This is a genomic window from Citrobacter sp. Cb080, assembly GCF_030334745.1.
Taxonomy (GTDB): Bacteria; Pseudomonadota; Gammaproteobacteria; order Enterobacterales; family Enterobacteriaceae; genus Citrobacter; species Citrobacter braakii.
In genome coordinates, this window is record NZ_JAOWDG010000026.1 from 24189 (window position 1) to 42539 (window position 18351).

The window sequence follows — 18351 nt, forward strand, 5'->3', positions numbered from 1 at the left end:
GACCGGGGCATTTTTTCAGAACATCACCATCGCGACCAGCGGTGCCACCAGCACCATCACCACGCCGGAAAGCATCATCACCAGGCTGGCGACCACGCCCTCCTGCTGGCCGAGCTCATAAGAGCGCGCCGTGCCCGCACCATGCGAGGCTGCGCCAAATCCTGCGCCTTTCGCCATCCCTTCCCGAATAGAAAGCCGTAAAAACAGTACATCGCCAACCGCCATACCGAATACACCGGTCACTACCACGAACAATGCCACCAGGTCTGGTTGCCCGCCCAACGGCTCTGCTGCCGCCAGCGCAAACGGCGTGGTGACGGAGCGCACCGCCAGACTACGCTGGATTTCATCAGGCAACATAAACAGACGCGCCAGCCACACGGAACTGGTAACGGCCACCAGCGTTGCCGTCAGCACGCCCGCCGTCAGTGACATCCAGTGCCGCTTAATCACGGCAAGGTTGTCATAGACCGGAACGGCAAAAGCAATGGTCGCAGGGCCTAACAGCCACAGCAGCCAGTGCGATTCACCAATATAGTTTTGCCAGGAGATATGCCCAAAGACCAGCATCAGGACCAGCAGCGCAGGAGTGAACACTAACGGCATCAGCGGTAATTTACGAAAACGGCGATACAGGCGCTTGTTGGCAAAATAGATGCCCAGCGTAATCACCAGACACAGCACGCTTAGCTGGAAATTACTCACGGTTTAGCCTGCTCATTTCATAGCGATACACTTTATCCACGACCCACGCCGTTGCGCCAAGAACCATCAACGTACTTAGCGCAATGACGGCAAATATGCGCCAACCATCGACCAACAACAGCTGCGTATAGTTGACGACAGCCACCACCGCCGGAACAAAAAACAGCAACATTTCAGCCAGTAACCAGCGAGCGCCTGCGCGAATCCAGTTCAGCGGGATAACCCGACAGACAATCAGCGCCAACATCAGCACCATCCCAACCAGGTTGGCAGGAAGCGGCAGATGCAGCCAGGAGACAAGATATTGAGCAAATACAAATAGACCTGCGTACAACAGAACCTGAACGGGGATCTGGAGTCGATGAATAACGGCAGGCGTCACGCGGCTTATCGCCACAGCCATGAGGGTATGTCCTTAAAAAATAGAGAGCGCCAGTATAGAGAGCCCCCGTCCAGGACTGAAATGAATTAAACTCATTGCAGGCATAGTCTTAAGGAATAATCATGGATATCAGAACGCTGCGCTATTTTGTTGAGGTGGTTCGTCAGCAGAGCTTTACCCGCGCAGCGGAGAAGCTTTTTGTCACCCAGCCCACCATCAGCAAGATGTTGAAGAACCTTGAAGACGAGCTTAACTGCACGCTGTTAATCCGCGACAGTCGGCGACTGCTGTTAACCGACACCGGACAGGTTGTTTTCGAACGCGGCCTGGCGATCCTCGCCGAGTTTCGCCAGCTCGAAGCAGAACTCAGCGACATTAATCACCTCAACAAGGGAGTGCTGCGCCTCGGCATCCCGCCCATGGTCGGTATGTTGATGGCCGGGCCTATCAGCCTGTTTCGCCAGCGCTATCCCGGCGTGGAGCTGAAGGTATCTGAATTTGGAGGCTTAACCGTCCAGCAGGCGGTGATGAATGGCGAGCTGGATGTCGCGATGACGGCGCTGCCGGTTGAAGAAGAGAGCGGCCTGGCGACCTTACCGCTTTTTAGCCATCCGCTCTGCGTGCTGGTCCCTCGTTCCGGTCAGTGGACAACGTGTGAATCCATTTCCCCCGAGGCGTTAGCGGAGCATCCCCTGCTTATCTATAACGAAGATTTCGCGTTGAGCCGTCAGTTGCTTGAGCTGTTTAACCAGCACAACGTCAAACCCCGCATCGCGGTACGCAGTGGGCAGTGGGATTTTCTGGCGGCGATGGTGCAAGCCGGAGTCGGGATCGCCATTTTACCGGAGCCGATTTGCCAGCGGTTGGATAAGCAGACGCTGCGCTGGATCCCTTTGGAGAGTGATTTACGCTGGCAGTTGGGCATGATTTGGCGCGAAGGTGTGTATCTGTCGCACAGCGCCCAGGCGTGGCTCAAATGCTGTGAAGGGTTCTGGCTAACGCAAGAGTCGTAACATGCCGGATGCGGCTTAACGCTTATCAGACCTACAATTGGATTCCGTAGGCCTGATAAGCGTAGCGCCATCAGGCACAACCGTTTATTCGTTCTCGATCAACAGCGCTTCCAGCAAATCCAGATCGTGCAGCAGTTTTTGCAGCGTTTCATTGCTGATTTCCCGCGTGGCGCGCAGGTGATAAAGTTCCGCGCGCTCGGAACGCAGGGCCGCCAGACGGAAACGCCGCTCGAGGTTTTCTTCCTGCATTGAGCTTTCCACGTCGTTGCGTCCGTCGGCGCGTCGACGCAGGTTACCGATGACGCGTGAACTCACCTCGGTGAGCAACTGATTGTCGATGTTCTCTTCGGTATCTGCGGCCAGACGCTCCTCCATTTTCTGGATGGCGACAATCGCCACTTCCGCCGTGGCAGCGCGGGCAATTCGTTCCTCTTTCTGCTGCTGCGAGTGGTCTGCCACTTCCAGGTGTTGCAGCAGAAGCGGCAGCATCACCACGCCAACAAACAGCGAGAACAGAATCACGCCCGCGGCAAGGAAGATCAGCTCATATCGCGCCGGGAAGCCGCTACCATCCGGTAACAGCAACGGAATAGAGAGCACACCGGCGAGAGTAATGGCCCCACGCACGCCCGCAAAGGAGGCGATCATGATTTCACGCGTCGTCCAGGAACCAAACTCCATCGGCTTTTTCTTCAGAAAGCGCAGGCTAAACTTCTTCATCGTCCACAGCCAGCCAAAACGTACCAGCATCAGCGCCACGTAAATCAGCACGATATCGGTAAACAGCATCCAGATTTCAACATTCAGATCGGCTTCTGCCGCCGCCAAAGAAGACTCCAGAATCCCCGGCAACTGCAGTCCTAACAGCAAGAAAACCATGCCGTTAAACACAAACTCCAGCATCGCCCAGGTGCTGTTAGCACGTAAACGCATCGCCAGCGGCGCCCGGCGCATTACCCCGGAACGGGTGATGGTCATCCCGGCTGCGACCGCCGCGAGGATGCCGGAAACACCGATGTGTTCCGCAATCAGGTAAGACGCAAACGGCAGCAGGAACAGCAGAACGATTTGCGTTGCCGGTTCATCACCACCCCAGCGGCTGAGAAAACGCAGGGAGCGCCCGTACAGCCAACTGACGACAAAACCGGCCAGGATACCGCCAATCGCTACCTTGAAGAACTCAAGCGTTGCGCCACCAACCGTAAACACCATCGTGCCCATCGCCACGGCGACGGCAAATTTCAGTGATACCAGACCGGAGGCGTCGTTCATCAACGCTTCACCCTGCAGGATACCCATGATTTTCTTCGGTATGCGTCCCTCGCCCACTATGCCGGAAAGGGCAACGGCATCGGTTGGCGACAGGACAGCGGCCAGCGCAAAGGCCGGGATGAGAGGGATCCCCGGCACCAGCCAGTAAATCATAAAGCCAATCCCGACCACCGTGACCAGAACCAGCGCCAGCGCAAGGCCGAAGATCTCTCGCCCGTGCTCCAGAAACTCACGGGTTGGCGTCTTCCAGCCATCGGCGAAGAGCAGCGGCGGGATGAACAGAACCAGAAAAAGCTCAGGATCGAATTCCACATGCAAACCAAACGTCGGCCACGCCAGCAAGGCGCCGATGGCGATCTGCATAAGGGGTAAAGGGAGTTGGAATGGCAATACGCGAGTAAAAACCCCCGACAGCGAGACCACAAGGGTCATGATGAGTATGGTGAAAAAGATTTCCATGCGTTCCCTGTTTGCGATGTTTCTTATGATCAGTGATGAGAGGCGTCGTGCCTCAATTCTATCTACTTGAGAGTAACGCAAAAGACAACGAGAGTGTTGTGAAAATAAAAACGGGCGGCCAAAGCCACCCGTTTTCAGAATCTTCATCAAATGAGGATTAGATAGCCCAACCACCAGCGTAGAAGGCCACCAGCGCGATGGCGATGACCACTGTGCCGATGTTCAGTTTGCGCCATTCGCCAGAGACGATACGGCCAATCACCAGGGTAGCAAAGCCAATCATAATGCCGGTCACGATGTTACAGGTCAGCACGATAAATACGGCCGTTACCAGCCCCGCCATAGCGTCGACAAAGTCAGCAAAGTCGATTTTCGCTACGTTGCTCAACATCAGCAGGCCCACATACATCAGCGCAGGTGCCGTTGCATATACTGGTACAAGATAAGAGAGCGGAGAGAGGAACAGGATCAGCAGGAACAGTACGCCAACGGTGATCGCCGTCAGGCCAGTTTTGCCGCCTGCCGCCGTACCCGCTGCGGATTCAATATAAACCGCCGCCGGTGCAGCGCCCACCAGGCCAGAGAACACGCTGCTCAGGGAGTCGGTGGTCAGCGCTTTGCCGCCGTCAATAATCTGTCCGTCTTTATCCAGCAGATTCGCCTGTCCGGCTACCGCACGGATGGTTCCGGTCGCATCGAAGACAGCGGTCATGACCAGCGCCAGCACGCTCGGCAGTACGATTGGGTTTAGTGCGCCCATAATATCCAGGCTACCGATCAGCGAGTTGCCGTTTTCGTCGCTCAGAGAAGGCATGGCAAAAATACCGGAGAAATGTACGGCCGGGTCGAAAATCAGACCCACTACGGAAATACCGATAATAGTCAGCAGGATACCGCCCGGTACTTTCAGTTTTTCGAGGCCAATAATCACCGCCAGACCTACCAGCGACATAATCACCGGGAAGGTATCGAAATCGCCCAGCGCAACCGGCAGGCCGTCCAGCGGGTTTTTAATAACCAGACCCACGCCGTTTGCCGCAATCAGCAGCAGGAACAGGCCGATACCAATCCCCGTACCGTGCGCAACACCCTGCGGTAGATTGCGCAGGATCCAGCTACGAATACCGGTCGCGGAAATGATGGTAAACAGGACACCCATCAGGAACACCGCACCCAGCGCAACAGGCACGCTGATATGTTGTCCCAGTACCAGGCTGAATGCGGTAAACGCCGTCAAAGAAATGGCGCAGCCAATCGCCAGCGGCAGGTTTGCCCACAGGCCCATCACAATAGAACCGACGCCCGCGACCAGACAGGTTGCCACAAATACAGCGGCAGGCGGGAATCCGGCTTTACCCAGCATCCCCGGAACCACGATAACGGAGTAGACCATGGCCAGGAACGTCGTTAATCCGGCAACGACTTCCTGACGAACGGTACTGCCGCGGAGCGAAATTTTAAACCAGGCGTCGAGTGAACCGCCGGTACGCGCTGAAGGCGTAGACATAGAAAACATCCCCTGAGAGTTTATTTTTTCGTCATTATGCGTGCTGGACAATCCACTGCCTGCTAAACGTTTTCTCCATGTGCCAGGTTTGCGTCAATAGGGGTGTCGCAAAAAAGCAAACGTTTAGCTCCGCGCATAAAAAACGGGTGGTAAAAAAAAGCAAACGATTATCCAGCGATCATACGCTGGTTTTCAACTGAACTTTGCCGCTTTTTACTCATTTCTTCTTATAACGCGCAATAAATAATCAGTCGATGCGCAAACGTTATCGTCAATGCGCAGTCTCGCAACAAATTTTGCGGAGTTATTACAACATCGGTGTGCCTTTTTCACGCAAACTTGCGCAAGAAAACCGGTGAAGATGCGGAAAATTTTTTGGCTAAAAAATCACCATTTCACTGGTAAATGGAGAGAGGTGGCTTACAATTACATTATCAACACAGACCGGAACCTCACCTAATGTGCTCGACTGAGGGGTGTTGATGTCGGGGGAAACCCTCCCGTGAACCAGCGGGATAGAGTGAAAGACAAAGACCGGAACCAAACTAAAGCGCCCTCTGTGGCGCTTTAGTTTTATATCCGTCAATCCATCAGATATTTCACATCAATCATCTTCCAGCAGACGCGCCCCGGTCCCCTTCTCGCCAAGCTGATCGCCTGGGTTACGCAACGGGCAATCGCTGCGCGACAAACAACCGCAACCAATACACCCATCCAGTTCATCGCGTAGCGCCACTAAAGTATGAATGCGTCGATCCAGCTCTTCACGCCATTGCGAAGAGAGCTGCTTCCACTCTTTAGCACTGAGCGAATGTCCTTCAGGTAATACGCCGAGCGCGTCACCGATCGTTGCCAACGGGATCCCGATGCGTTGAGCAATCTTGATAATCGCCACATAACGCAACACATCACGTCTATATCGGCGCTGATTGCCGCTGTTGCGCATACTGCTGATTAACCCTTTGCTTTCATAGAAATGCAGGGTTGATACCGCCACGCCGCTACGCTTTGCGACTTCACCAGGCGTGAGCAGCGCTTTTATTCGGGGTAATTTCTTTTCCATAAATCGCTTTACCTCAAGTTAACTTGAGGAATTATACTCGCCCACAGACAAAACGACGAATCGAATACTGAAAAAGAGGCAGCCCTATGTCCCATCAGCAGATTATTCAGACCCTTATTGAATGGATTGACGACCATATCGATCAGCCGCTGAACATTGAGGCGGTGGCGAAAAAATCAGGTTACTCGAAGTGGTATTTACAGAGAATGTTCCGCACGGTGATGCGCCAGACGTTGGGTGACTATATCCGCCAGCGTCGACTCCTGCTGGCTGCTGTTGAACTGCGGACGACCGAGCGACCTATTTTCGATATCGCGATGGATCTTGGTTATGTATCACAACAAACCTTCTCACGCGTGTTTCGCCGCGAGTTTGATCGTACCCCCAGCGATTACCGCCACCGCCTGTAAGATTATTGCCCGCTCTGCGTCAGTATGGCGGGCGACCGTTGTATCCAGTGTATGAACTCCTGTGGCGGCAGCGCCTTCGCAAAATACCAGCCCTGACAATACTGTACGCCACGTTCGCGCAGCCACTCGATTTGCTCAACCGTCTCTACCCCTTCCGCAATCATCTTCAGGTGTAAGCTTTGCGCCATTTCGATGATATGTTCGGCAATCAGGTGACTGGTGCTGTTGGTGGACAACGTACTAATAAATGATTTGTCGATCTTCAGGATATCGATATTCAACGCGGATAAATTGTGTAGATTGGAATATCCCGTCCCAAAATCATCAAACGCCACTTCATAACCCGCCTGACGAAACGCCTGGATTACCGCGGTCATTTTATCTACATCAATAAACCCGCGCTCGGTCACCTCGACTTTAATTTGCTGGGCCGCCACAGAGTACTCACGGTTTTTGTCGGTAATCAGGGCAATAAGTCGGGATGAATGAAAGTCAGAAGCAGAGAGGTTTATCGAGATATAAAGCTGAGGATGCGCCGAAAGAAAATATCCTAAATCGTTGAATACCTCTTCAATCACGTAATCCGTGATCCGCTCAATCATTCCCTCTTTTTCAGCCAGCGGAATAAACTCGGTTGGGCTCATTACTTCACCATCACAGCCCGGCCAGCGCAGCAGAGCCTCAGCCCCTACGCACTGGCCGTTTTCGATATCAATGATCGGCTGGTAGTGCAGACACAGTTGACGTTTTTTGATTGCGCGTTTTAACAAGCGGCGGGGAGATAAGTATTCCTGACGCGTGCGCCACCACATTAACAGCATCAGGATGCTGCAGATAATCCCGAAAGGAATCGTTAACGCAGCCTCATGATAGAAAATCGAATGTATGCGTTTATCCGAGGTCGACACAATAATCGCAATCGGGCGTTTTTCTGAATGCACTTTGGTGTAGAAGCGATCGTCCAACTGGAAGGTTGAGGCTTCACCGTGCACCAACGGCAATAACTGCGCAATAGGCGCCCCTTCGCTGGCAGAGAAAAAAGTACCCGTTACCGTGTCATACACGCCCCAGGACAGGTCCGGGTCATCTGACATAACTTCGCTGTAAGATAATGGGTTGATGACGACAACGTAGTTTCCACGTTGCATATACGTCATTCTGTAGCCAGCGAAAAAGGGGGTATCGCGATAGTAATAGATGGAGATGTCCGGCGTACGTTTATAGTCGGCGGTCGGCATAATATAGGCGACTGGCGGCGCCATCGACGTAGAGCACAAAAAATGATCGCCCTGCGCATAAATTAGCTCGCTGATATATAAACGACCACGAATAATATCTAGCATATTTTTCTGATGTGCCGGGGTACACATCTTACCTTGATACAACAGGGCCATATCTCGCGCTAAATCGGCTTGTTGGATCACCAATTCAGTTTTATTTAACACCAATTGCGCAAAAGAGCGAAGTTGATTACGGGTTTCGGACATTGCCCGGATTTGAGCAAACCATAACGCCAGCACCACGGGGAGCAATACCACCATGAATGTTCCGAGGAACTTCAGTATCTTGCGTCGCGCACTGTGATTCATGTCAGCCCTGTTTCCCTGTTTCGTATATGCCAGAACCCATTAAGGCAAGATGCTATAAACACCGACTGATTAAGTTGCATGAATCTATCAGTATTAGCAACAGACTTCTCTATGTAAAAGTCTGATAATAGTTGATGATGATATTATTTTTCCGTAAGGCAAACTTAAAGTTATGCTTATTTCATAACGTTATTATCCCCAAGGAGTAATTTTTTATAAGCACTATCCTGGCTTTATTTAAGAAATTCATTAGATTTTTTTAACGATGAATTTAGGATAAATAAAACAGGTAATAAAAATACATCTTTAAGATTGATTATTTAGTATCGTTGCTTCCTTGAATATAACCACATATTTAACATGGTTATCGTCCTGCAAAAAATACGCCCAACACTGGTGAACAAACGAGCATATGTGATATAGTTCACAAAAATCATGTAACAGAAACGATGTTTCATTCATGTTATTGCCCGTCGATAGCCAGAGTACTACACCCTCGGTGAACACCCCCGCGCTGTCCTGGGCATCCAGACTTTCTGAGGACGTTTTTCATGGCAACGATAACAACTGGCGTGGTTCTTCTGCGGTGGCAATTACTCAGTGCAGTGCTGATGTTTTTAGCCAGTACGCTCAATATCCGTTTTCGTAAATCAGATTATATTGGCCTGGCCGTCATTAGCAGCGGTTTAGGGCTGGTATTTGCCTGCTGGTTTGCGACCGGATTACTCGGCATAACCCTGGTGGATATGTCCGCAATCTGGAAGAACATTGAAACCGTAATGGTTGAAGTGATGAGTCATACACCGCCAGACTGGCCGATGGTGTTGAACTGATAACAGAATTGCATATGGCTACCCCAGTTCTGAGGTAGCCATAATTTTCAGCGAAAAGCAGAAGGATTAGAACGGAATATCGTCGTCGAAATCCATCGGCGGCTCATTAGACGGCGCTGCCGGAGCCGACTGCTGCTGCGGGCGAGACTGCGCGCCGCCGCTGAACTGATTGCCACCTTGCGGCTGCTGAGGCTGACCCCAACCCCCCTGCTGCTGGCCGCCACCTGCCGGAGCCCCACCACCCTGACGACCGCCCAACATTTGCATGGTGCCGCCAACGTTAACCACAACTTCAGTGGTGTACTTTTCTACGCCGGATTGATCGGTCCATTTGCGGGTACGCAGCTGACCTTCGATATAGACCTGGGAACCTTTACGCAGATATTCGCTGGCAACTTCCGCCAGTTTGCCGAACAGCACCACACGGTGCCATTCAGTCTGCTCTTTCATTTCGCCGGTCGCTTTATCACGCCAGGATTCGGAAGTAGCCAGCGTAATGTTGGCAACTGCGCCACCATTCGGCATATAGCGTACTTCCGGGTCCTGGCCCAGATTACCGACGAGAATCACCTTGTTTACGCCTCTGCTGGCCATGATCGTGTCTCCTGAAAAACGTTACTGAATAAGTGTAAGCGCGGGATTGTAGCATTTCCAATAGCGCTTTTACTACGTTGCGAGATCGATTCCAGTAAACAACCCCAGACAGACATTGTTGCACAGGCATCTGCGTTTTGCATTCCAATACTGTATATCCATTCAGGTCAGGTTGTGTCATAATTAACCGTTTGTGATCGCCGGTAGCACCATGCAGCCAGGCAAAAAAGCGTTTAATCCGGGAAAGATGAATGGATAAGATCGAAGTTCGGGGCGCCCGCACCCATAATCTCAAAAACATCAACCTCGTCATCCCGCGCGACAAGCTGATTGTCGTCACCGGGCTTTCGGGCTCAGGCAAATCTTCGCTCGCTTTCGACACCTTGTATGCCGAAGGGCAGCGTCGTTACGTTGAATCCCTTTCCGCGTACGCGCGTCAGTTTCTGTCGCTGATGGAAAAGCCGGATGTCGACCACATTGAGGGGCTGTCTCCCGCCATCTCAATTGAACAAAAATCGACATCCCACAACCCGCGATCCACGGTAGGTACGATTACCGAAATTCACGACTATCTGCGTCTGCTGTTTGCCCGCGTTGGCGAACCGCGCTGCCCGGATCACGATGTTCCCCTGGCGGCCCAGACCGTTAGCCAGATGGTGGACAACGTTCTGTCGCAGCCGGAAGGCAAACGTCTGATGCTGCTGGCGCCGGTGATTAAAGAGCGTAAAGGCGAGCATATTAAAACGCTGGAAAACCTGGCAGGCCAGGGCTATATCCGCGCCCGTATCGACGGTGAAGTGTGCGACCTTTCCGATCCGCCCAAGCTTGAACTGCAAAAGAAACACACTATTGAAGTGGTGATTGACCGCTTTAAAGTACGCGACGATCTCACCCAGCGACTGGCTGAATCCTTTGAAACCGCGCTGGAACTGTCCGGTGGTACGGCGGTGGTCGCCGATATGGACGATCCGAAAGCGGAAGAGTTGCTGTTCTCCGCCAACTTCGCCTGTCCGATCTGCGGCTACAGCATGCGCGAGCTGGAACCACGTCTGTTCTCGTTCAATAACCCAGCGGGTGCATGCCCGACCTGTGACGGTCTCGGCGTGCAGCAGTATTTCGATCCTGACCGGGTGATCCAAAATCCGGAACTGTCGCTGGCCGGTGGTGCTATCCGCGGCTGGGATCGCCGTAACTTCTATTACTTCCAGATGCTTAAGTCACTGGCGGAACACTATAAATTCGACGTCGAAGCCCCATGGGCCAGCCTGAACCCTGCCGTGCATAAAGTGGTGCTGTACGGTTCCGGCAAAGAGAATATCGAATTTAAATACATGAACGATCGCGGCGATACGTCCGTACGCCGCCATCCGTTCGAAGGCGTATTGCACAATATGGAGCGCCGTTATAAAGAGACGGAATCCAGCGCGGTACGTGAAGAATTAGCCAAGTTCATTAGCAACCGACCGTGCGCCAGCTGTGAGGGGACGCGTTTACGCCGGGAAGCCCGCCACGTATTTGTCGAAAATACGCCGCTGCCCGCGATTTCCGACATGAGCATCGGTCACGCCATGGATTTCTTCAACAACTTGAAGCTTGCGGGTCAGCGAGCGAAGATTGCAGAGAAAATTCTCAAAGAGATTGGCGATCGTCTGAAGTTCCTGGTCAACGTCGGCCTCAACTATCTGACGCTGTCGCGTTCAGCAGAAACGCTCTCCGGCGGCGAAGCCCAGCGTATTCGTCTGGCAAGCCAGATCGGCGCAGGTCTGGTCGGCGTAATGTACGTGCTGGATGAACCGTCTATCGGTCTGCATCAGCGCGATAACGAGCGTCTGTTGGGTACGCTTATCCACCTGCGTAATCTGGGCAATACCGTCATTGTGGTTGAGCACGATGAAGACGCGATTCGCGCCGCTGACCACGTCATCGACATCGGCCCCGGCGCGGGCGTTCACGGCGGCCAGGTGGTTGCCGAAGGTACGCTAAAAGATATCATGGCCGTGCCTGAGTCGCTGACCGGCCAGTACATGAGCGGTAAGCGCAAGATTGAAGTGCCGAAACAGCGCGTGGCGGCAGACCCGGAAAAAGTGTTGAAGCTGACCGGCGCGCGCGGTAACAACCTGAAAGATGTCACGCTGACGCTGCCGGTTGGTTTATTTACCTGCATTACCGGTGTTTCCGGTTCGGGTAAATCGACGCTAATTAACGACACGCTGTTCCCGATTGCGCAGACGGCGCTGAACGGCGCCACGCTGGCTGAACCCGCGCCATATCGTGATGTTCAGGGCTTGGAACATTTCGACAAAGTGATCGACATTGACCAAAGCCCGATTGGCCGTACGCCGCGCTCTAACCCGGCAACCTACACCGGCGTGTTTACGCCAGTGCGCGAACTGTTTGCCGGCGTGCCGGAGTCGCGTGCGCGCGGTTATACTCCGGGTCGTTTCAGCTTTAACGTCCGCGGCGGACGCTGTGAAGCTTGTCAGGGCGACGGCGTGATCAAAGTCGAAATGCACTTCTTACCGGATATCTACGTGCCGTGCGATCAGTGTAAAGGCAAACGCTATAACCGCGAAACACTGGAGATTAAGTACAAGGGCAAGACTATCCACGAAGTGCTGGATATGACGATTGAAGAGGCGCGTGAGTTCTTCGATGCCGTTCCGGCGCTGGCGCGTAAGCTGCAAACGCTGATGGACGTGGGTCTGACGTACATCCGACTGGGTCAGTCCGCCACCACGCTCTCGGGCGGTGAAGCGCAGCGCGTGAAGCTGGCGCGTGAACTGTCCAAACGCGGTACCGGGCAAACGCTGTATATTCTCGATGAACCGACCACCGGTCTGCATTTTGCGGATATTCAGCAACTGCTGGACGTGCTGCATCAGCTCCGGGATCAGGGCAACACCATCGTAGTGATTGAGCACAATCTGGACGTGATAAAAACCGCTGACTGGATTGTCGATCTCGGTCCGGAAGGCGGCAGCGGCGGCGGGGAAATTCTGGTTTCAGGCACACCAGAAACGGTCGCTGAGTGTGAAGCCTCACACACGGCTCGTTTCCTCAAACCACTGTTGTAATCATGCCGATGGCGCTACGCTTATCAGGCCTACAAAATATGCATAATTGCTTGTAGGCCGGATAAGGCGCTGGCGCCTCATTTCGGAAAACAGATCAGGACTGCGCCAGTATCCGGCGTTTATCTTCCGGCAGCGTGTTTACGGCCTGCTGATAAGAGGCGTCTACCAGGTAGTAGATTTGCGAATCCGGCAGCGAGCCGTCCAGATACACCGTACTCCAGTGCGCCTTATTGAGATGCCGGCTTGGCCGTACATCGCTATGCTGCTGACGTAACAACTCTGCCAGTTCCGGGCTGGTTTTCAGTGACACCGCCGGGCGTTCTTCCACCTCTTTTACCATGGCAAAAAGCACATCTTCGACTTTGATTTGTGTGGCCTTCCAGTCACTGTGTACGCTCTGCTCGGCGCCCATTTTTGCCATGCAGTATTGCAGCAACTCCGAATTTGTCATCTTAATTCCCCTTACCAGCATATTGCCTAATGAGAACATCTTTTATTCAGTGTGCAGCAAGTCCGCAAAAGGTAAAAGCAGGTAACGCAAATTTGTTTAAAAAAACAACAACCGCAAGCAACATCCTCAATACTCCGAGTTGACGATCACCTCTTCACCAAACGCGCCGGCCTGTGGTAACGGTTTATAAGTGGAGTTAGAAGCGCGTAAAATACGAATACCGCGAATACCCACATCTCGGGCGGCGGTAATGTCATTATCAGAGTCGCCGTAGAACATGCGGATATTTTTATCCTGCAGCCACTGCGTTTTCGTATTCTGGCCCGGCTTATCACCGGCAAAAATGACCGGGTTCATATTGCCGGCCGGGATGTGAAAGTTATCGGACAGCGTTTTCGACACCGTTTCGGTCTTCGTCTGGCTACGCCCGGTTACGAAAAAGATGCTGTCGCCGCGACGCACATGCATATCAATCAACTGACGCGCCACTTCTTTCGGAATGCTGAATTCGTCCCAGCCATTGTTCATTTTTTCCCAGAAGGCCGGATTTTTCAGGTAATCCTCACTGTCCGGAGAATACGTTTTTTTTCCGCGCCAGAAGCCTGGGCTGGAAAAGAGGACGGTGTCATCGATATCAAACCCGACGGCCATCGGCGGGCGTCCGGTCAGGCTGTTTTCAATTTGTGCCACGGAGACCCAGTGAATGGGTGCCTGCTCAGCGAGTTTTGCAACGTTGGTGCCTGGATTAAGCTGAGAGGGAGAGGAAACTAACGCCTGGGCCGGCTGATTTAGCGTGAACAATAAACAAACGGCACTCAGTGCCAACGTAAACTTGCGCATATTTTTCCCTAAGTAGTCAGTTAGTTATCATTTTTTTATTAACAACTGGTCAAAAAACTATCTGACCTTACCCCTTAGGGGGAGGGAAAGGAAGGATTTTCTCTGGTTTTGTCCTGGAAAAAGAGCATGATCACATTGGAAAACAGACCAATAGCACGGTGAAAGAAAGTAGGCCGGATAAGGTGATTACACCGCCATCCGGCAATACAATGCCTGATGGCGCGACGCTTATCAGGCCTAAAAACCCGGTTACATGACGGCGGCAAATGCCTTCGCCACGCGTTGCACGTTACCGTGATTCAACCCAGCCACGCACATACGACCGCTGGCTATCAGGTACACACCGAACTCATCGCGCAGGCGATCGACCTGAGCAGCGCTGAGCCCGGTATAGCTGAACATCCCGCGCTGTTGCAGCAGGTAATCAAAGTTACGACCAGGGATCTCCGCATTCAATACGTTAACCAGCGCCTGGCGCATCGCCAGAATACGGGTACGCATCTCTTCGACTTCCGCCAGCCAGCTGGCTTTCAGCGCGTCATCACCCAACACCGCGGCCACGACCTGCGCACCAAAGTTTGGCGGGCTGGAATAGTTACGACGCACCGTTGCTTTTAGCTGCCCCAGAACGCGGCTGGCGGCATCAGCGTCTTCACAGACTACTGAAAGTCCGCCGACACGTTCGCCGTACAAAGAGAAAATCTTCGAGAATGAGTTGCTGACCAGTGCAGGTAATCCGGCGCTGGCAATGGCGCGGATCGCGTAGGCATCGTCTTCCATTCCGCCGCCGAACCCCTGGTAAGCAATATCCAGGAACGGGATCAGATCGCGAGCTTTCAGGATCTCAATGACACCATCCCACTGCGCGGGGGTTAAATCCGCACCCGTCGGGTTATGGCAGCACGGATGCAGCAGTACGATGCTGCGCGCCGGTAAGGTGTTCAGCGTGGCCAGCAGGTCGTTGAAACGCACGCCATTGGTGGTGTTGTCATACCAGGGGTAAGTACTTACTTCGAACCCAGCACCTTCAAAAATCGCGATGTGGTTTTCCCAGGTCGGATCGCTGACCCACACGCCAGAATCAGGGAAATAGCGTTTCAGGAAATCTGCGCCAACCTTTAGCGCACCGGAGCCACCCAGCGTCTGAATCGTTGCGACGCGCTGCTGCTGGAGAACCGGATGCTCTGCGCCAAACAGCAGCGGCGCAATAGTATGGCGATAAGTGTTCAGACCTTCCATCGGCAGATACAGCGAAGCGCCATGCGGTTTGCCATTCAGTCGGGCTTCCGCTTCTGCCACCGCTTTAAGCTGAGGAATAATGCCGTCTTCGTTGTAGTACAGACCGATGCTGAGGTTCACTTTGTCGCTACGTGCATCGTCTTTGAAACGCTCCATGAGCGATAAAATCGGGTCGCCGGCGTAGGCGTCAACTTTTTGAAACACGTGTGGTTCTCCAGGTTTACAGGCAGGGGTTAAGAACACAATAAACCGGAAGCGGGAGAAGATCGAGAGGATGTTGAGAGGAATATTGCCGGATGGCGGCGTAACCGCCTTATCCGGCACATCATGAATTTAATCGATATACTTCATTGCCACCCTTGAGGTCAGGCGCGTGATAAGTTCGTAAGCACTTACTTTCGTCATTTCAGCAATGCGTTCAACGGGCAGGCCTTCACCCCACAGGATAACCGAATCGCCGGCTTTGTCCTGCGCCTCAGGACCTAAATCGACGCAAATCATATCCATCGCGACGCGACCGACGATCGGCACTTCACGGCCATTGACCAGTACCGGTGTCCCAGACGGCGCAGCGCGCGGATAACCATCGCCATAGCCCATCGCCACCACGCCCAGACGCGTGTCGCGCTCGCTCAGCCAGGTTCCACCATAGCCAACCGGCTCGCCCGCTTTGTGTTCACGCACCGCAATCAGGCTGGAAGTGAGCGACATCACCGGCTGGCAGCCAAAATCGGCACCGATAGAGTGGTTTTCCAACGGCGATACGCCATACAGAATCAGCCCCGGACGCGCCCAGTCGAAGTGAGACTGCGGCCACAGCAGAATACCACCCGACGCGGCGATCGAACGCTGACCCGGTTTACCTGCGCAAAAGCTATTGAAGATATCGAGCTGCTTTTCGGTCGCACCGCACTCAGGCTCGTCCGCGCGCGCAAAGTGGCTGACGATATTGACCGGCTGGCGCACGTTTTCACATTGCGTCAAGCGCTGATAAAACGCCTCGGCCTGCTCAGGACGCACGCCCAGGCGGTGCATTCCCGTGTCGAGCTTCATCCAGACGGTGACCGGTTCAGCCAGTACCGCGGCTTCCAGAGCTTCAAGCTGCTCCTGGTTGTGGACGGCAGTATGCAGACGCTGCGCGGAGATAGTCGGCAGATCGGAAGCATCAAAAAATCCTTCCAGCAGCAGGATGGGCTGCGTGATCCCTCCCGCTCGCAACCGCAGGGCTTCTTCAAGACGAGCGACACCAAAAGCGTCCGCATCGGGGAGCGTTCGCGCGGTCTCTAACAGACCATGGCCGTAAGCGTTCGCTTTCACGACCGCAACCAGTTTACTGGCTGGAGCCAGTTCACGCAGACGTTGCAGGTTGTGTCGCAGAGCGCGGCGGTTAATGACTACAGTTGCCGCTTGCATTTGTATTCCTTGATAAGTATTTGCTTGAGTAACCTGATTCAGTGTTGTTATTCGTCGTCGTACTGCGGGCCAGCATAGTTATCGAAGCGCGACCACTGACCGTTAAACGTCAGGCGCACCGTACCGATCGGGCCGTTACGCTGTTTACCGATAATGATCTCGGCGATGCCTTTCAGGTCGCTGTTTTCGTGATAAACCTCATCACGATAGATAAACATGATTAAGTCGGCATCCTGCTCGATGGAGCCAGACTCACGCAGATCCGAGTTGACAGGACGCTTATCGGCGCGTTGTTCCAGAGAGCGGTTAAGCTGCGACAGCGCCACCACCGGCACATGCAGTTCTTTCGCTAACGCTTTCAGCGAGCGGGAAATTTCAGCAATTTCCAGCGTACGGTTGTCGGAGAGCGACGGCACGCGCATCAGCTGCAGGTAGTCGATCATGATAAGTCCGATACCACCGTGTTCGCGGGCGATACGACGGGCACGTGAGCGCACTTCCGTTGGCGTCAGGCCGGAGGAGTCATCAATATAGATGTTTCGTTTCTCCAGCAAAATACCCATTGTTCCGGAAATTCGCGCCCAGTCTTCATCATCCAGTTGACCGGTACGGATTTTGGTTTGGTCTACACGTGAGAGTGAGGCCAGGGAACGCATCATGATCTGTTCTGAGGGCATTTCAAGACTAAAGATAAGAACCGGCTTATCTTGCAACATCGCCGCATTTTCGACGAGGTTCATTGCAAATGTCGTTTTACCCATCGACGGACGCGCGGCGACGATAATTAAGTCTGACGGCTGCAAACCAGCAGTCTTTTTATTGAGGTCGTCATAACCGGTGTTGACCCCGGTGACACCATCGTGTGGCTGCTGGAACAGCTGTTCGATACGCGCGACGGTAGCGTCGAGCACATCGGTAATATTTTTCGGACCTTCGTCTTTATTGGCGCGACTTTCAGCAATTTTAAAGACGCGGGATTCCGCGAGGTCCAGCAGATCTTCACTGGAACGGCCTTGCGGATCAAACCCAGCTTCCGCGATCTCGTTCGCCACCGAAATCATGTCACGAACAACGGCACGTTCGCGGACAATATCCGCATAGGCACTAATGTTCGCTGCACTTGGCGTATTTTTAGATAACTCAGCCAGGTAAGCAAAACCGCCGACGCTGTCCAGTTGCCCCTGAACTTCCAGCGATTCTGCAAGCGTGATCAGATCGATGGGTTTTCCCATCTCCTGCAGGCGATGCATTTCGGTGAAGATGTGCCGGTGCGGTCGGGTATAAAAATCTTCCGCCACCACACGCTCAGCCACATCGTCCCAGCGCTCGTTATCCAGCATTAAACCGCCCAACACCGACTGTTCCGCTTCAATCGAGTGCGGCGGAACTTTCAGCCCGGCGACCTGGGGATCGCGCTCACGAGCATCAGTCTGTTGTTTGTTGAAGGGTTTATTTCCTGCCATAGTGAATGGAGTTACCGAGATAATGATTGGGTCGAAAGATTACC

At 53.3% G+C, this 18351-nt stretch carries 16 protein-coding genes; 4 read left to right on the forward strand and 12 right to left on the reverse strand.

Annotation, left to right across the window (positions count from 1 at the left end; translation table 11 throughout):
* Positions 1-15 precede the first annotated feature (15 nt).
* A complete protein-coding gene (locus tag OGV38_RS03085; RefSeq protein WP_049268855.1) occupies positions 16-705 on the reverse strand; it encodes an LrgB family protein in 690 nt (229 codons plus the stop codon).
* Positions 698-1108 carry a CidA/LrgA family protein gene (locus OGV38_RS03090; RefSeq protein WP_016155367.1) on the reverse strand — a complete coding sequence of 137 codons (411 nt, stop codon included), beginning with the start codon at positions 1106-1108 and terminating at the stop codon, positions 698-700. Before OGV38_RS03090 ends, OGV38_RS03085 begins: the two co-directional genes overlap by 8 nt.
* A gap of 101 nt (positions 1109-1209) precedes the next feature.
* On the opposite strand from OGV38_RS03090, the gene OGV38_RS03095 reads away from it, so the two are divergent.
* Positions 1210-2100, forward strand: a complete 891-nt coding sequence (locus tag OGV38_RS03095) for a LysR family transcriptional regulator (protein WP_286472928.1) — start codon at positions 1210-1212, stop codon at positions 2098-2100.
* Positions 2101-2184: 84 nt separating this feature from the next.
* Here the strand turns inward: OGV38_RS03095 and OGV38_RS03100 are convergent, their stop codons facing one another.
* The 3 genes from OGV38_RS03100 to soxR all read right to left on the reverse strand — a co-directional run bounded on the left by OGV38_RS03100 (position 2185) and on the right by soxR (position 6401).
* Positions 2185-3831: a Na+/H+ antiporter gene (locus OGV38_RS03100; protein ID WP_286472929.1), complete on the reverse strand. Its 1647-nt coding sequence runs from the start codon at positions 3829-3831 to the stop codon at positions 2185-2187.
* 157 nt (positions 3832-3988) lie between these two features.
* A complete protein-coding gene (gene ghxP / locus OGV38_RS03105; RefSeq protein ID WP_016155449.1) occupies positions 3989-5338 on the reverse strand; it encodes a guanine/hypoxanthine transporter GhxP in 1350 nt (449 codons plus the stop codon).
* 604 nt (positions 5339-5942) lie between these two features.
* Positions 5943-6401: a redox-sensitive transcriptional activator SoxR gene (gene soxR / locus OGV38_RS03110; protein WP_016155363.1), complete on the reverse strand. Its 459-nt coding sequence runs from the start codon at positions 6399-6401 to the stop codon at positions 5943-5945.
* A gap of 86 nt (positions 6402-6487) precedes the next feature.
* On the opposite strand from soxR, the gene soxS reads away from it, so the two are divergent.
* On the forward strand, positions 6488-6811 hold the full coding sequence (soxS, locus tag OGV38_RS03115) for a superoxide response transcriptional regulator SoxS (protein ID WP_016155362.1): 324 nt from the start codon (positions 6488-6490) through the stop codon (positions 6809-6811).
* A 2-nt stretch (positions 6812-6813) separates the two neighbouring features.
* On the opposite strand, the gene pdeC is transcribed toward soxS, so the two are convergent.
* A complete protein-coding gene (gene pdeC / locus OGV38_RS03120; RefSeq protein WP_047357728.1) occupies positions 6814-8400 on the reverse strand; it encodes a cyclic di-3',5'-guanosine monophosphate phosphodiesterase PdeC in 1587 nt (528 codons plus the stop codon).
* A gap of 551 nt (positions 8401-8951) precedes the next feature.
* Between pdeC and OGV38_RS03125 the strand changes: the two genes are divergently transcribed.
* A complete protein-coding gene (locus OGV38_RS03125; RefSeq protein WP_016155360.1) occupies positions 8952-9233 on the forward strand; it encodes a YjcB family protein in 282 nt (93 codons plus the stop codon).
* A gap of 66 nt (positions 9234-9299) precedes the next feature.
* On the opposite strand, the gene ssb1 is transcribed toward OGV38_RS03125, so the two are convergent.
* Positions 9300-9827, reverse strand: a complete 528-nt coding sequence (gene ssb1 / locus OGV38_RS03130) for a single-stranded DNA-binding protein SSB1 (protein ID WP_016155359.1) — start codon at positions 9825-9827, stop codon at positions 9300-9302.
* Between the two features lie 251 nt (positions 9828-10078).
* Between ssb1 and uvrA the strand changes: the two genes are divergently transcribed.
* Positions 10079-12901: an excinuclease ABC subunit UvrA gene (uvrA, locus tag OGV38_RS03135; RefSeq protein ID WP_172860692.1), complete on the forward strand. Its 2823-nt coding sequence runs from the start codon at positions 10079-10081 to the stop codon at positions 12899-12901.
* A gap of 94 nt (positions 12902-12995) precedes the next feature.
* Here the strand turns inward: uvrA and OGV38_RS03140 are convergent, their stop codons facing one another.
* The 5 genes from OGV38_RS03140 to dnaB all read right to left on the reverse strand — a co-directional run bounded on the left by OGV38_RS03140 (position 12996) and on the right by dnaB (position 18307).
* Positions 12996-13352, reverse strand: a complete 357-nt coding sequence (locus tag OGV38_RS03140; RefSeq protein WP_016155357.1) for an MmcQ/YjbR family DNA-binding protein — start codon at positions 13350-13352, stop codon at positions 12996-12998.
* Positions 13353-13478: 126 nt separating this feature from the next.
* Entirely contained in the window at positions 13479-14192 is a 714-nt protein-coding gene (aphA, locus tag OGV38_RS03145; protein ID WP_003826615.1) for an acid phosphatase AphA, read from the reverse strand.
* Positions 14193-14441: 249 nt separating this feature from the next.
* Entirely contained in the window at positions 14442-15635 is a 1194-nt protein-coding gene (tyrB, locus tag OGV38_RS03150; protein ID WP_109018009.1) for an aromatic amino acid transaminase, read from the reverse strand.
* Positions 15636-15764: 129 nt separating this feature from the next.
* Positions 15765-16844, reverse strand: a complete 1080-nt coding sequence (gene alr / locus OGV38_RS03155; protein WP_016155354.1) for an alanine racemase — start codon at positions 16842-16844, stop codon at positions 15765-15767.
* 47 nt (positions 16845-16891) lie between these two features.
* Positions 16892-18307 carry a replicative DNA helicase gene (dnaB, locus tag OGV38_RS03160; protein ID WP_003826610.1) on the reverse strand — a complete coding sequence of 472 codons (1416 nt, stop codon included), beginning with the start codon at positions 18305-18307 and terminating at the stop codon, positions 16892-16894.
* Between the last annotated feature and the right edge of the window lie 44 nt (positions 18308-18351).

Coding starts and splice junctions, on each gene's coding strand:
- uvrA (WP_172860692.1), top strand. CDS start 10,079: ATGGATAAGATCGAAGTTCGGGGCGCCCGCACCCATAATCTCAAAAAC.
- OGV38_RS03125 (WP_016155360.1), top strand. CDS start 8,952: ATGGCAACGATAACAACTGGCGTGGTTCTTCTGCGGTGGCAATTACTC.
- OGV38_RS03140 (WP_016155357.1), bottom strand. CDS start 13,352: ATGACAAATTCGGAGTTGCTGCAATACTGCATGGCAAAAATGGGCGCC.
- pdeC (WP_047357728.1), bottom strand. CDS start 8,400: ATGAATCACAGTGCGCGACGCAAGATACTGAAGTTCCTCGGAACATTC.
- aphA (WP_003826615.1), bottom strand. CDS start 14,192: ATGCGCAAGTTTACGTTGGCACTGAGTGCCGTTTGTTTATTGTTCACG.
- OGV38_RS03095 (WP_286472928.1), top strand. CDS start 1,210: ATGGATATCAGAACGCTGCGCTATTTTGTTGAGGTGGTTCGTCAGCAG.
- dnaB (WP_003826610.1), bottom strand. CDS start 18,307: ATGGCAGGAAATAAACCCTTCAACAAACAACAGACTGATGCTCGTGAG.
- ssb1 (WP_016155359.1), bottom strand. CDS start 9,827: ATGGCCAGCAGAGGCGTAAACAAGGTGATTCTCGTCGGTAATCTGGGC.
- OGV38_RS03090 (WP_016155367.1), bottom strand. CDS start 1,108: ATGGCTGTGGCGATAAGCCGCGTGACGCCTGCCGTTATTCATCGACTC.
- soxR (WP_016155363.1), bottom strand. CDS start 6,401: ATGGAAAAGAAATTACCCCGAATAAAAGCGCTGCTCACGCCTGGTGAA.
- soxS (WP_016155362.1), top strand. CDS start 6,488: ATGTCCCATCAGCAGATTATTCAGACCCTTATTGAATGGATTGACGAC.
- alr (WP_016155354.1), bottom strand. CDS start 16,844: ATGCAAGCGGCAACTGTAGTCATTAACCGCCGCGCTCTGCGACACAAC.
- OGV38_RS03100 (WP_286472929.1), bottom strand. CDS start 3,831: ATGGAAATCTTTTTCACCATACTCATCATGACCCTTGTGGTCTCGCTG.
- ghxP (WP_016155449.1), bottom strand. CDS start 5,338: ATGTCTACGCCTTCAGCGCGTACCGGCGGTTCACTCGACGCCTGGTTT.